Raw genomic sequence first — 17339 nt, forward strand, 5'->3', positions numbered from 1 at the left:
TTAAGATGAGTAATGTTGAATGTAGCTTTGTTGCCTGAGAAGGAAGTATTTCTAAAGCTTTCTCCGTTTACCCAAATAACCACATCATCCACATGGACTGGAACTTCAACAGTGATTATCTCATCATCGCCGACTGTAATGTTCATTCCTGTAACGTTAATTCCATATGTGGTAATTTTAGTAGTATGATATGCTGATTTGAATGTAGCATTAGTGAAGTTTGCATTACCAGCATATTTCACAGTAACATTATAATCTTTAAATTCATTGAGAGCATCAGGAATATTGAATGCCAATTTTCCATCAGCAGGAATCACAATATCTTTGTATTCGAAATCGCCAACAGTAATGTTTAATTTTTCACCAGCAGTTTCATTGTTAATGGAAATTTCTATTTTACCGTTTTCATAAACAACACAGTTGAATGAAACTATGTCTAATTTAGGATCTGCTTTTCTGACTTCAAATGATTCATTTACTTTGTTTGTATTGTTGATAATGTATTTGCCATCACCGGAGTAGTTAGCATAAACTGTGTAATTATCAGCACCTAAACCTTCAACAACCCAGTTGACTTTACCTTCAACAATAGGTAAAGTAATAGATTTAGTTTCATTAATTCTGATTGTAATGTATCCTGTAGCACCAGGAGTAATTGTTACAGTAATATTAGCAGCTTGACCGTAATTAATATCTTTAACATCAATGACCATAGTAGTATTCAATTTAGTCATTTCAAATGTTACAGTGTTATTTATGCTTGCTAAGTACTGATTATCACCAATGTAAGTAGCATGGACATAATAAGTACCGTTTCCAAGACCGGTAATGTTGATTGAACCTGCACCGGTACTGTTTAATTTAATAGTGTAATTTGTACCATTTACATTAACAGTCACATATCCGGTAGCATTACTCTGAACTTGAACAGTAATAGTAGCATTATTACCAACAGCATTACCAGTAGCAGTTACGTTAATTTGTGAGATGCGTTTGTTTACAGTAAATACAGTTGAGTTGAATCCTGCATTATATTTTACAGTTTCAGCAGATTCTACAGTAATTGTGTATTTGCCTTCAAGGTTTGGAGTGAATGCATCACCATTATTGATCACAACATCGTCAACTTTAATTGTTATAGCCCCATCAGTAGTAGGAGTAACAGTAATTATGACTTTGTCTCCAACATATACTATATTAATATCAGAGATGAGTAATGTAGCATTGTTTTTGACAGCTTCAAATACTACAGTCTTATTAGCGCTGTAATGTGTAGCGTTTTCAGTTGTGTTTGCAAATATTGTATGGATTCCGGCGGAAGGAACAGTGTATGTGATATTTCCATTTACAATTGTTTGTTTTACACCGTCAATCCAGACAGTTAAATTGTATCCATTTGATGTAACTGTTATATTTACAACATCGCCAACTTTAAGGTCACTTGGAACAGTTATTGTAATTTCAGGAGTGATTTTATCAATTACTTCGAATGCATTTCCGGTTTTATTTGATGCAGCATGTTCAACATCACCAAGGTAATATGCTTTAGGAGTGTAAGTTCCAACAGGTAAAGCAAGTTCTAATGTAGCAATACCATTACTGTTAATATCAACAGTGTAATTATAATTATTAACTTCAATTAAAACTTTACCTGCAGTTACATTAACCATAGTCACTGTGATTAGTACATTATTTCCAAGTATAATGCTTGTAGGAGTTGCAACAACAGTTAAATCAGTTCCTGTTTTAACTATTTCAAAGGTTGTCATGTTGAATTCTTTAGTGTAATTCTTATCTCCAGGATATGATGCAGTGACATAGTTAAATCCAATGTGCAATACATCTTTAAATGTAGCAACACCATTAACTGTTTTGTTTTCGTATGTTTTTCCGTTAATGAAAACTGAAATGTTTCCTGTAGCATTTTCAGGGATAGTAACAATAACATCTCCATTTACTCTGGTTATGATGAGAGTAGGATCTGCTTGAGGAATGTCAGGGAAGAAATTCTTGTGTTTAGCTGAATAGTTTGCATCTCCAACATAACTTACATTTGCCACATGACGGCCTGCAGAAAGATTATTCAATCTTAATGTAGCAATACCCTCATCACCAATAGTAACATTATGCTTAATGCCATCAATAGTTATAGTTAAATATCTGTGTGTTAAATTATAAGGAGCAGTTTTAACAGTAATTACTGAAGTTTCACCATATGGTTTATACTCACCAATAATAGACATGTCCCAATCATTAGTAGGACTTACTTTGAGTTTTGTTCCGTTTTTATCTTTAGGGGAATATGATGAATCACCATTGTAAGTTACATTTACAACATGTTCACCACCAGATAATTTATCGACTATTAATTCTGCTGAACCTTCTGTAATATTTACAGTTCCTTTAGGAATGCCATCTACATATATTGTTACATTTCCGGTAGCATCAGTAGGTACTTTTACCCTTATTGTAGCATTTTGACCATATGTGATATTGTCAACTTTTACATCCAATACATAATCGGTTGTTGGATCAACTCTGAATGTAATGTTAGTAACATTTCCATTGAAGAACGGTGAATCAGGATAATATGTTACTCTAACATTACTGTAAGTTCCAGGAGCCAATCCTGTAATATTGAATTTTGCAACACCCTGATGGACATATGCAATACCAATATTACCATCAATATTTACTGCTACAAAACCAGTTGCTGTTTCATTGACAGTTACATTAATAAATAAAGTCTCACCATACTTAATTGGTGTTGTTACATTAACAGTAATGTTTGTGTTGAATTTTTTCACATGGAATGTTGTGAAATTAATTTGATAATCATAGTAAGTACCATTACTGAACATTACTGACATTGTATATTCCCCAGTAGTATTTATTATATTTCTATAAACACTTTCAGGAATATAGACTACTTTAGTACCGTTTTTCTCTAGTTTAACTGGAGAAGCTACTTCTTTACCGTTAATTCTAACCCAGATATATCCGTTTTCAGTGTTTGTAGCATTAGTGGTTACATTACAGATAAGAGTTTGGTTATAGTAAATATCAGCAACTTCAATTATAATCCAAATCGGACGTGCTTTTAATACTACTGTAGTATAATTTGTAACACCGAAGTGGTAATCATCACCGTCATATGTTGCAGTAACAGTATAAGTTCCAGTATGCATATGATTTAAGGTAATATTAGCATAAGCAATAATCCAATGTTTATTATCGGTTGAATCACATGAAATGTTGCCATAGTAATCTTTACCGCCAATTACAAAGTGCACTTGCTCATTTTTATTAATAGTATAATTACTGTTAACACCATCATAAGGAATAATTATCTCAGCAGTAAATGTAATATTTTCATCAACTTCCTCACTTTTAGTTATTTTCATTATAGGCTGCATTTTAACATACAAAGTTCCGTTACGGTAACTGCATTTTGCAAGTCCAGTATCATTACCACTAAGTAAGAATACATCCTGGATAAATGCAGGAGAAACCCATCTGTTATAAGTTAAATTATATTTTGCACCAGCATCATATTCTGGGTGATCATTGTAAGTACCTAATGAATGGACAGAAATGATTGTATTGTCATTATCATCTGTAATATTAGCAAAGAAAGTGAAAGTTTGATTCCATTCCACTTCATAAGTACTATTATTAAGCATGTCAAGATATGTTTGGGTCATTATTGTACCGTTGTTAAATATTACATAATCAAAACTGTTTTTATCAAGATATAATATACCATCGTTCCATACAGAGTAATCAACAGGATTATATTTGCTGTTGTAATCACGTTCCAAATAAGTCATGTTTTTATTTGGATTTGGACCGGTAATGTTATTGTTGGTTAAGTGAACGGTAGCAGGCCTGTAAACCCAGATAGCATCCCTACCAGTAAAGTTAGAATCTATTACAGTGGAAATTCCACCATTAAAGTATAATGCACCACCATAGTCAATTGAAGCCTCATAATTAGCAAAAGTACTGTTTTGAACAGTTACATTACCGTCTACGTAAATTCCACCACCGTTACCGTCAGGAGTTTTAACATCATAGAAAATTGAATTTTTAATGGTTGTATCATTTACACCAATTAAATAGAATGCACCACCATTTTCAAATGCTTTGGATTTATTTACTTTAAGTGAATCAAATGTTAAATTAGTTGAATTAATCCATGAGATAGAACCCCCGTTTAGACTGGACACTTCATTATTAAATGTTAAATTATATAATGTAGAATCATTACAGTTTACTGCTGAAATAGATCCACCATTAGCATTTGACCGGAGATTCAAGAAGTTTGAATTTGAAATAGATAAGTCTGTAGAATTTTCCCAGTGAATAGCTCCACCTTCACCGAAAGCCTTAAGTGATGAGTCGATGTAACCTGCACCCATACCATAATCAAAGATACAGTAATCGATTGTAGTATTATAATTGTTATGACCTGAAATTGCACCACCGCTTATTAATGCTAATGAGAATATGAAGTTTGAATATGTTATCTTAGCATTGTCACTGTATAAAGCGATTGCACCACCGTCACCCAATGCACGGGAAGATACAAATGAAGAATTGAATATTGTAATATTTGTTGAGTTTACACCTGCAAATATTGTACCACCATTTACTGCAATTGAATCAACAAATGTGGTGTTGGCAATTAAACCATTAGGACCAACCCAATCAATAGCACCACCTTGACCGTTTTTAACATCAGTAATATAGTTAGTATCGAAGTAGGAGTTACGTACTTTACAGTTTGGACTGTCTCCTCTTACATAAATAGCTCCACCGCTCTTGAAAGCAGTGTTGTTGATGAAAGTGTAATTGTTAATGTTGATTCCATCCACACCTAACCATGCAAGAGCTGCACCAGCAATATCAGCATGATTTTTAATGAAGGAGTTGTTTCCACCGAATCCACCGGTAGCGTTAGCTTCCCTACATAAAGCTGCACCGTATTCACCAGCATAGTTATTTGTGAATCTAGTATTGTTAAGACCCATCATACTAGCATTACAGTCAATAGCACCACCGTTTTTGGTAGCCCTGTTTGCATCAAATATAACATTGAATATTCTACTTTGACTGGAAATACCATTCAAGTAGATACCTCCACCGTAGACAGCTTCGTTAGCTGTGAAATTAGAGTAGAATATATCACCAGCAGCCGCAAGCCAGTCGATAGCACCACCGTGATCGCCTGCAACGTTCTTTTCAAATACTGAGTAGTATATGGTATTGTTTTTACCGGTTCCACCTACCATGAGTGCACCACCGTGTCTTCCTGCAGTATTTGAGTAGAAGCGAGTGTCATTGACTGATACACCAGTTGCTCTTAAATTAATAGCACCCCCATCGATTGTAGCACCGTTTCTTGTAAATGTTACATTGTTGATTTTAGTGAAACCTGATTCTTCACCTGCAGCAATAGCACCACCAACGGATGCATGGTTGTCAGTGAATATTGAATGTATAACAGTTGCGTTGTCTGCATTAATATCTATAGCTCCACCAATTCCTAAAGTTTCATTGGTTACATTGTTTCCTGTGAATATACCGTGTTCTACAATACAGAAGTCACTGTCGTTACCTACATAGATTGCTCCACCTCTTTGACCTGCAGTATTGCCTGTGAAGTTATAGTAATCAATGTGAATGTTTTTCACACCAAGCCATGCAAGAGCCGCACCAGCAATACCAGCATGGTTGTAATTGAATACGTTATGGTCTCCATGACCGTATCTTGCACCTGACTCTCTACATAAAGCTGCACCGTATTCTCCTGCATAGTTATGTTCGAATGTTAAATTGTAAATTCCAATATTTTCCGCATTACATTCTATTGCACCACCGTTTTTGGTAGCGTTATTGTATCTGAATGTTGTATTGGTAATGTTGGTATTACTTGACCTTCCGTTTAAGTAAATACCTCCACCATAAAGTGCGGAGTTTCTAGTGAATGAGGAATTAATAATTTCACCCTCCTGAGCAATCCAGTAAACACCTGCACCGTAACCTGATGCAATATTTCCATCGAATAATGATTCATGTATTTTGTTTTCAGTACCTACACCACCGACATATACTGCACTACCGTTAACAGCAACGTTGTTATAGAATTCACCATCATCAATATGTACACCTGAAGCGTGTAGGTTAATAGCTCCACCACGTTCATAAGCAACATTTTCTCTCCATACTGAAACGTTAATGACAGTGTTACCTGAATCAGCACCTACATATATTCCTCCACCTAATCTGGCGGTGTTTCTTGTGAAGTTGGAATTTAGAATTGTTGCATTTTCTGCAAGAATGTTGACTGCACCACCAACTGCTAAGTCCTCTGGATATTCACCTATAGCATAGTAGTATAAAGTTTCTGTAGGATAAATTATTGTTTTATTGACTAAGCTCATATTATCAGTACGTTGGAGACGATAGAACATTGTATTGTGGTCCCAAGAATCCCAACTGAATGAATCAACACCTACAGTTCTGTTTGTTACAAAGTTATCTTCAAAGTATGAATCTATGATTGAACAGTTATGACTGCCTGGACTTACATAAATAGCTCCACCACTGACATCAGCAGAGTTATTGATGAATTTATAGTCAGTGATTGTAATACCTACTGAAGTCATCCAACCTAAAGCTGCACCTGAAACAAATGCATGGTTGTTTTTGAATGTGTTGTTTTCACCAGATCCTTTTTGAGCATTGACTTCCCTACATAATGCTGCTCCGAATTGAGCATAGTTTCCGTCAAATATTGTATGTGTTAAATACATTTTGGAAGCGTTACAGTCAATAGCACCACCATTGTATTTAGCATGGTTGTCTGTGAATATACATCTTGTAATTATACTTTCATTTGAAAGACCACCGAAGTATATTCCACCACCATAATATGCATTGTTATTTGTTAAGTTTGAATTTACGATTGTACCTGAAGATGCCATCCAGTTAATAGCACCACCGTTACCGTCTGTAGCATTGTTTCCTTCGAAAACAGAGTTGTATACATAGTTGGTTTCACCTTCTCCACCTACATATAATGCTCCACCTTCAAGTGCCTTGTTATTATAGAAGTTGGATTGATTGATAGTTACGGAAGATGCGCTTAAGCTGACAGCTCCACCAGCAGCAAGTGCATAGTTATCTTTGAAAGTGGATTTGGTAATGTTGATTTTACCTGAGTCACTACCTACATAGATTGCTCCACCATCATAAGCATGGTTATTTGTGAAAATGGAATTGTCAACAAGACCTTTTTCAGCATACCATTCAATAGCACCACCGTGACCATCAGTTGAATTGTCAACATAGTTGTTGTTGAATAGACAGTTTATAATTTCACAATTTCCACTGCCTTCACCTACATAGATTGCTCCACCACTGAAGCCTGCAGTGTTATCATAGAAGTAGTAAGTATCAATATGAATACTTGATGCATTAACCCATGCAAGAGCTGCACCTGCATATTCCGCATGGTTATCTCTGAAGGTGTTATTAAATCCATGACCTCCTGTAGCATTTACTTCTCTACATAAAGCTGCACCGACATATGCAGTGTTAGATACAAATGTAGTGTTTATCAATTCCATTCCAGGAGAGTTACAGTCAATAGCACCACCACGGGTAACTGCATTGTTTGCTCTGAATGATGTATTATAGATTTTAGCATTTGTAGCTGTGTAATCGTAGTATATTCCACCACCTATGGTAGCATTATTGGTATAGAAATTACAATCAATTAATGTACCATTTACACCAGCCCAATATAATGCGCCTCCTTTATCTACCTTATCACCAAATTTACCGCTAGCATTACCATTAGCAAATTCCACATCAACAAAGGTAACATTGGCTGCAGTGATATTAAATATTCTTGAGAATCCTCTTGCATCTATAGACCAACCATCACCATAAATAGTAAATGGTTTAATTATATTTGTAAGATTCATACATTTGGTATCTAAAGGATATGAAGTATCATTATTATAATATGGAGTGAATCTCATTGTCCTTGTCAAGTGAATCTCATATTTTCCATTAGTGATATTGCCTTCAATCCAACGTTGGAGAAGTGTGAAATCTCCAATCGGATCACCGTGTGCAGTATCTTGAGTGGAGTTTACTTTATATAAGTAGTCTGCACTAGAAAATCCAACAGTAACATTATAAGTTTGATTAGTTATAAGACCAGTGAATGTTGCATAAAGGAAATTTTCACCTTCATGATCATTATAATGTTCATAGAAATTATCTGGAGTTATAATGACCTGTTGGATTAATTGACCAGTAGTTGAATTAGTTAAATTTATAACAGCATAAATATCTTTTCTATTAAGATTTCTTGGACTGTCAACAATAACAGTAATAACCGGAGACTCAAAACTTGAGTCAGTAATAACCTTTAATATATAATCATAATTATTTTCAAATAATGAAGTGAAAATAAAGTGAGTGCTAGTTCCGTTAGTATAAACATCTGTTCTATGGGTATTTGGATCAATATGTCCGATGCCATCGAAATTATTGAAGTCCCTATATACACATTCAATAGAATTCTCAACTACTATATAATAAACAGCAGCACCATTATATACAGCACTATTTTTTCTAAAGGTATCATTATAAATTGTAAGACCAGTAGATTCACCTCCATAGTATATAGCACCACCATTGTCTGCATGTGAACTTACAAATGTAGAATCACGTACATTAGCAGTTATATCAGGAATAACATAAAGAGAACCACCATTTTGTGCATTGTTTGATTCGAAAGTACAACTTGTTATGTAGTGCCCAGTAGTTGCAAGATAAACAGCACCACCATCAAATTTAGCAGTATTCCTTATAAAAGTACAATCTGATATAGGGAAATTTGAATTGCCATTAAATGCATTGTAAATTGCACCACCATAAGAAGCATTATTGCCATCGAAAGCACAATGTGAAATATCTACATAATGATTATTTAACTTAGGTGCGTAAATTGCACCACCCATATTAGCACTATTATTTGTGAAATTATTATACTGAATAGTGGAACCAGTTGCATATACATAAATAGCTCCACCTTCATTCGCCTTATTACCAATGAACTCATTATTTATAATTGTTTGTGCAACAGGAAGATACATAGCACCACCTTGTTGAGTAGCAGTGTTATTAATGAATTTCATACCTTCGATTTCAGTTGCACGCAACCAGTATAATCCACCACCTTGCTCAGCAGTGTTATTAATGAAAGTTAAATTTTTATAATTTACATCAACATTTGTAAAGTAGATTCCACCACCTTTTTCTGCTGCAAAACTGTTTGAAATTGTAACATTTTCAATATTAAACGAAGACGCACCATAGATACTTCCACCACTGTTGGAACCTAACTTACCTCCAGTAGCTTTATTTCCATCGAAAGTGGAGTTAATTAAATAAACAGAATTAGCGTTTAATTTCCATACAGTAAGTCCTCCACCAAAGTTTGCTGTGTTGTTGATGAAGGTGGTATTTATAAACCAAACATTTTTAGTACCTTTAATCATTGCACCACCTCCACCTTTATCATTATCAGCATCAGTTGCTAAGACACCTTTAGCAGTGTTGTTAATAAATTTAGTATTAAGAACATAAATTCCCAAAGTATTGGAACTATCTAGATATAATGCACCAGCTTCTCTAATAGACCAACAATTTCTAAATTCAGAGTTGTTAATAACTAACTTACCTCCATCAGGTCTTGCATAGATAGCTCCACCTTGTACCCAAGGTTTATCTTTGATAGTAGCAGATGTTGTAATATAATTTCCATCAAATGTACAGTTATCAATAGTTGCCTCAATATTAGCCTTATCCCATAAAATAGCTCCACCATCTGCCTTTTCAGCAGCATGAACTGAATTATTTATAAATTGAGAATTTCTGACAACTCCATATTTTTGTCCTTCAGACCAATAGATAGCTCCACCACCCCTAGTAGTCCTAACATTTTGAATAGTACCGCTAGGTGGATAAGCAGCATTACCTGTAAATATACAACCATCAACAACATTATTTGTAGATTCTTTTCCACCATACCAGAAGATAGCACCTCCATCCATTTTTGCAACATTATTTGTAAAGTTTGAATTGTATACATTAGAATATGAACCTGTAGCAAATATTGCTCCACCATCCCAAGATGTATAACCATTTTCAAATGAAGAATTAGTTACATTACAATAACTACCTTGCAAGTAAATCATTCCTCCTCTATATGAAAAGGAATTAGCAAATTTAGAGTCTGAAATATTAGCATGATCACCTTTAATATAAATCGCACCACCTAAATTAGTAGTACTATAACCAGTTGGAGAGAGTCTTGCAAAGGTTAGGTTAAATGTGGAATTTTTGACATTAGCGGAGATACCGTTAATATAAATTGCTCCACCGGCATTAGTAGCATTATTCATTGCAAAGTGAGAATCTTCAATAGATGCATATTTCGCATCAATATATACTGCACCACCATCATAGCTTGAGGTAGTATAGGATATGTTTGAATCAATAATTTTAGAGTCATCCCCTTTAATATAAACCGCTCCTCCTTCTTTTGCAGAATGAGAATGGGATAAGACAGAATTATTAATAATTGTATTTGCACCGTTTACATAAATGATTCCACCGTAACCTGCAACAGCCTGAGTCATTGTTGAATTTGCACCGGAAATAGTGGTATTTGTACCTCCAACATATATTGCACCACCGTCACCTTTAATTGCTGAACTCATGAGGAAGTTAGAATCAATAATACTTGCTAAGTTACCTTGTACATAAATCGCACCACCGGAATTAGTTGCATTATTCAATGAGAAAGTACTGCCTTCAATTGTTGCATGGAAACCAGAGATATAAATACCTCCACCATTACGTTGAGCATAACACATTGTAAAGTTAGATGTGAGAATTTCCGCATTGATTCCATCAACATAAATAGATCCACCATCAGTTTGAGTGGAATTGCATCTTACAAATGATGAATTGGAAATTGTGGAATTTGAACCTGCAACGTAAATTGCTCCACCACCAAGAGTTGCAAAAGTATAATCAGTTTTCATACCGTCAAGAGTAGCATTATGTCCCTGTACATAAATAACACCACCTTGTCTAGCGTTGGACCTTTCGAAACTGCAGTTTGAAAGATAAGAATTGTTTCCTAAAATATAAATTGATCCACCACCTGTAGTATATGCTTTGCCTGGTTCTGTGGCAGTTAATGAGACATTACATTTTTCGAATACTGAATCTGTAACATTTACATTGTTACCTGTAATGAATATTGCTCCTCCTGCAATCTTAGCAGTTGTAAGTGCGAAGTATGATTTGGAGATTGTTACATTATTACCGTTAAGGGAAATTGTACCACCGTTTGAATTACCGTGTGTACTTCTACCGTTGTTCATGGTACAGTTAATGTTTTCCATAATACCGTGACTGCCTATCCAGTTGATAGCACCACCATCGTCCCCAGCGAAATTTTTGGTGAAATTGGAGTTATATAATCTGCCGTAGTCACCGGATACATATAAAGCTCCACCGTTTTCATCAGAATTGGACATGCTGATTGAAGTGTTGTTGATTAATGAATGGTTACCCTGAATATATACTGCACCACCTTCTCCGTCGATACCGTTAGCAGAGGTTGCATTACTCATCTTAATGTCACTGTTTAAAATGCTTGCATTGTTTCCTTCTACAAATATAGCACCACCATGACGTGCAAATGTCATCATTGAAGAGACATTATCCAAAGTAGCATTGTCTCCTTCAATATAAATTGATCCACCATAAGTAGAGTTCAAACGTGAGAAATCAGAGTCTTTAATCAGTGTGGAGTTACCTGAAACGTAAACACCTCCACCCGCTTTTTGACTTGGAGACTGAGTGAAAGTGGAAGTTGTAATGTTTACATTGTTACCTTCGACATAAATGGAACCACCATAAGCAGCACTAGTCATGTTAAATAATGATTCTTCAATAACAACATCTGAACCTGAGATAAATATGTTTCCACCTTTTGTATCACCAGGTCCACCAACAGCGATGTTAATCAATCCAGTCATATTATGGATTTTACCATGGTTTCCTTGCCAGTAGATAGCACCACCCTGACCTGCAGTTGGTCCGCCGGCACGATTTCTCATGAATAAAGAATCTTCAATTGTAGTGTGCTCACCAATAACCATAATTGCACCCGCCTTATTTGGTGCAGTACAGTCAATGAATGTTGAATTGGAAATAGTTGAATAATCTCCTGTTACAAATAATGCTCCACCATCGGTTTCATTTAATTTTCCCGCTTTAAATAATACTGCACCAAGTTCGAATTTGGAATTTGCAATAGTTACATTGTCACCGGTAAGACAAATTATACCACCTTTTGATGTGGATGCACCGGTTACTTCATCGTTGTATGCAACAGCAGTGTTGTTGTAACATATAATATGGATAACATGACCTAAGTCACCTTCCCAGTTGATTGCTCCACCGTCATCTCCACAGGAGTTATTTGTGAAATTAGAATATTCAACTGTATTGTTTAGAGAACCGGTTGCAAAGTTGATTGCACCACCGTCACGACGGGCATAGTTGTTAATAAATACTGAATTAGTAATATCACATTCTGATGCACCAACATCAAATGCAACTGCACCACCATGACCTGTAAGTTTGTAATCTATTTTAGTTGAATTTACTGAATCGTTACGGTTTGATTTGTAGTTGGACCATGTGTTGTTTGCAATACCTAATGCACGGTTATTTTCAAATTTACATAAGTCAAATGTTACATTATGATTATCTTGCAGGAACACTGCTCCTCCACGACCAACTGAAGTACAGTTAATGAAAGTAGCATTGTAAATGTATTCGTGATCACCTGTAAACATAATCGCACCAGCGTCACCACCAGTAGTATTAGTATCCCAGTGACTTGCATCCCAACCAGCATATTTAACAGTAGTTCTACCGTATGTACTTTGTTTTAATGCACCACCATTGTTGGTAGCATTGATAACAGTAATGTTTATCATTCTACCATAATCACCGTCATAGTAGATTGCACCGGCTGAACGTGCCGCACGGGTATTAAGGAATGTACAGTTAATTACACTACCATAGTTTGCACCTGCCAACCAGTCAAGACCTCCACCGTTGGTACCTGAAGTACAGTTAATGAACTTGGAATTGGAGAATGTAATGTTGTCACTTCCGGTCATGTATGCTCCACCACCACGACGATTAGAGTTGGAATCAATGAATATGGAATGATCTACAGTACCATTGTCCCCCCTCCAGAAGATTGTTCCACCGTCACCGCAGAAGTATTCATCAGTTCCCCAATCAACAGGGGACGGACCAGTTCCAGTAGTGCTTTTAAGCAGTGACCATCTATAATTTTGGCCATTTTTAACAGTTATTGCCATGGTGTAACTTATCTTCTTATTTCCATCCATTTGCACAATAACATATAAATAATCCATAGTATCTGCACCTGCAGTAGGCAGTGCAGTTTCATTTATTATTTTATTGGTAGTGGTTACATTCTTAATTTGGCTTAAACTGTGTAAATTAAATACACTTGTATCAATATCTTCTGCAGTTGCAGCGTTGTTTGTGAAATTACAATAGTCAAATCTCGCATTTATACCATCAATAGATATAGCTCCACCATTACGTTTAGCAGTGTTATTGTCAAATGTGGAGTTAATAATGGTAGCATTGGATGAACCTTTAGCAAAACTGATTGCTCCACCCATACGTTGAGCAGTGTTGTTGATGAATCTGGAGTTTTTGATAATACCTAAAGTAGCACCGTTATCAAATCCGATAGCACCACCATTACCTGATAAGAAAGAATTTTTACCGCTGCTTAAGTTTTTATCATCATTCCAGGTATTGTTTGCAGTACCTAAAGCAGTGTTATTTGTAAATACACATAAGTCAAATGTTACATTTTTGTTATCCTGCAAGAACACAGCTCCTCCACGACCTGTAGCAGTACAATTAATGAAGGTCACATTGTACAAGTATTCATGGTTACCGGTGACCATAATTGCCCCAGCATCACCACCAGTAGTATTGGTATCCCAGTGACTGGAATCCCAGCCAGCATATTTAACTAATTTATCATCACTTTCATTTAATGATCCTCCCCATGACTTGGTATTGATAATTGTGATGTTTTTCATCTCACCATACCAACCATCGTAGTAGATAGCACCAGCAGAACGAGCAGCTCTAGTTTCATTGAAAATACAGTTGTAGATTTTACCATAGTTAGCACCTGCCAACCAGTCAACTCCACCACCATTAGTACCAGAAGTACATTTGGTAAAGGTACAATTTTCATAGGTTACATTATCACTTCCTGTCATGTATGCTCCACCACCACGACGAGCGGAATTAGAGTTTTCAAATGTACAATTGATTACATCACCTAAATCTCCACTCCAAAGGATGGTACCTCCATCACCTCCGAAGAACTGGTCTATAGTCCAGTCCACAGGAGAAATTGTGTCAATAGTGACATTAGTTTCATCTAATTTCAACCATTCCCAAACATTAGGAGAAGTTTCATGAGCAACATATAATTTAAATATATGAATGGTATCACCATTTGAATTTTTACCATCTGTATAGTTAAGAGTAAATAACTTATTTGCATCACTTGATGTAGGAGCAACACTAGGTAAATCACTACCTTGAATGATATTAATATTTCCTAAAACTAAATCGCCGTTTGTTTTAACTTCTATGATAGTACCCATGTCTACTTTAATAGGATATAAGTGTGCTGTACCAGTTGCTCTATTATTGTTAAATCTGGAATGTTTGATTGTACCATTGTGTCCGTGCCAGAAGATTGCACCACCATTACGTCTAGCAGTGTTGTTTATGAATGTTCCGTTATCAACTAAACCGTCTTCTGCACCATCGTGCCAGTCTATAGCACCACCGTTGGTACCTGCGACATTATCTTTAAAGTACACATTCTTGAAGGTTGTGTTTTTGTTTCCGTGGTCACATCGTTCGAGGTATACTGCACCTCCACGGCCACCAACATGATAAGTAGCATTATTCAACTGAGCATTATTAGCAATGAATCTGGAATTTTCAACAGTACCATTAATACCTGCCCAGAATATTGCACCACCATCACCTAAGTTACCATATGATCCGGTGTGTGTACCTTTAGCAGTATTGTTTGTGAAATTGGAACCTATAATTTCACCATTGTGACCTCTCCAGTATACTGCACCACCATTTGCATAAGCAGTATTATTTTTAAATACAGAATTAAGAATATTACCATCACTTGCACCTTCGTGCCAGTCTATAGCACCACCATTTGTACCTGCAGTATTATTAATAAATACACAGCCATCAAATGTGGTGTTGGTACCGTTACCTTCATCACTACCTTGCAGATAAACAGCTCCACCACGACCTCCTGAATTAGTAGCAGCATTATATTGAGCATAGTTATCTTCAAACCTACAGTTAATAGCAGTACCATTGGAACCAGTCCACATTACAGCACCACCATAACCACCATAGGTTAAATTACCATAAGAGTCGTTATACTGTACAAGACCTAAAGCTTTATTATTGGTAAAGTTGGAATCTTCAATAGTACCATTAGTACCAAACCAGAATACAGCACCTGCAGACCTGTTTGCTATATTATTATTGAAAGTAGAGTTACTAATAACACCATCATGAGCACCTCTATTGAAATCTACAGCACCACCATTAATACCAGCAACGTTATCATTAAAGGTAGAACTGTCTATAGTTAAGTTAGTACAATTTTCAGTGGAGTTACCATGTAAGAATATAGCACCACCACGTACATTAGCATGGTTATTGGTGAAAGTAGAATTACCATTAATAATACCATGACTACCTACCCATACGATAGCACCACCATCTCCACCACCAAGGATACCACCAATTACACTAGTGACCTCACCAGTAGCATTATTGTTAGTAAATGTAGAATTAGTTACAGTACCATAATGACCACTCCAATGTACTGCACCACCACTACGTTTAGCAGTGTTATTGACAAATGTGCTATCTCTAATGTAACCATGAGTAGCACCTGCAGACCAGTCAACAGCACCACCATTAGAACCGGCAGTATTGTTAATGAATGTAGAAAGTACAAAACCTGTATTATTATTAAGAGGATTATAAGTGGTATTAGTTAAGAATACTGCACCACCATGTTGTTTAGCAGTATTGTTAATGAAAGTACAGTTATATGCATAACTATCCCAACCTCTCATTACTAATGCACCACCATTACCAGGAAAAGCGGTGAATAAACCTTTTGCTTCATTATATTTAAAGGTAGAATCAGATATGTGGAAATTACTACTTTGCATACCAACTCCACCTGCGGAACCATTAGCAGTATTATTATTTATTGTACAATTTAAGATATTAACATTAGTAATACGATTACCACTACTACCAATAGCACCTCCATTCATACCAGCCATATTCTTAATAAAAGTAGAATGACTTATAGTAACACTGGAACCATTCAGGAATACTGAACCTCCAACACCTGTTTGCATATTATTAGGGTTCTTTATAGCACGGTTACCTTCAAAGTATGAATTGTTAATTGTGCTTCCAATACCATTTATGAATACAGCACCACCATTAGCATTAGTAGCAGTATTGTCAATGAACTTACAATTATCAATGTTGACTACACCTTTTGCAAATATTGCCCCTCCATGTCCAGCTTGCATACCATTTGGCATTACGGTAGCTTTACAATTGATAAATGTTATTCCAGTTAAGGTTATGGTATGTCCTTCCGGAACAATGAATGCTCTCGCTAGGTTACTACCATCTATTATTACTTTACCCTGACCATCGATTTTAGTCACGGTTTTCTGAATAGTTATTCCTTTAACTAAACCGGAATCTGAACTACTGTTATAAGTATAGTTCTTGTTTAAAGTGACGGTTCCTCCGACACTTATATCAGTCTGCAATTGTGAAAATGAGTCTGCATTTACACTTCCCTCATGCAGTTGATCGTTAGAATTAGGAAGTGAATATGCAGAGACATTACTTTGTACTGTTAAAACAGTACTATCCGCAGTATTTGAATCACTTGAAGCTGCAACAGCCTGAAGTGAGAAAATACAACATATTATAAGTAATATTATTAATATCTCTTTTTTGTTCATAATACACCCCCTCCATTTTACTTTTGTTCCATTATACTAGAACATGGAGAG

The 17339-nt window shown here is 35.7% G+C and carries 1 protein-coding gene (only partly in view); it reads right to left on the reverse strand.

Annotated elements, in window-relative coordinates:
- On the reverse strand, positions 1-17288 hold the 5' portion of the coding sequence (locus tag QZN33_RS02425; RefSeq protein WP_296789223.1) for an Ig-like domain repeat protein. 9520 nt of this gene lie to the left of the window's left edge; only the first 17288 of its 26808 coding nucleotides appear in the window; its start codon is at positions 17286-17288; its stop codon lies beyond the left edge, outside the window.
- Positions 17289-17339 lie beyond the last annotated feature (51 nt).

It is taken from the genome of uncultured Methanobrevibacter sp. (assembly GCF_900314615.1).
Taxonomy (GTDB): Archaea; Methanobacteriota; Methanobacteria; order Methanobacteriales; family Methanobacteriaceae; genus Methanocatella.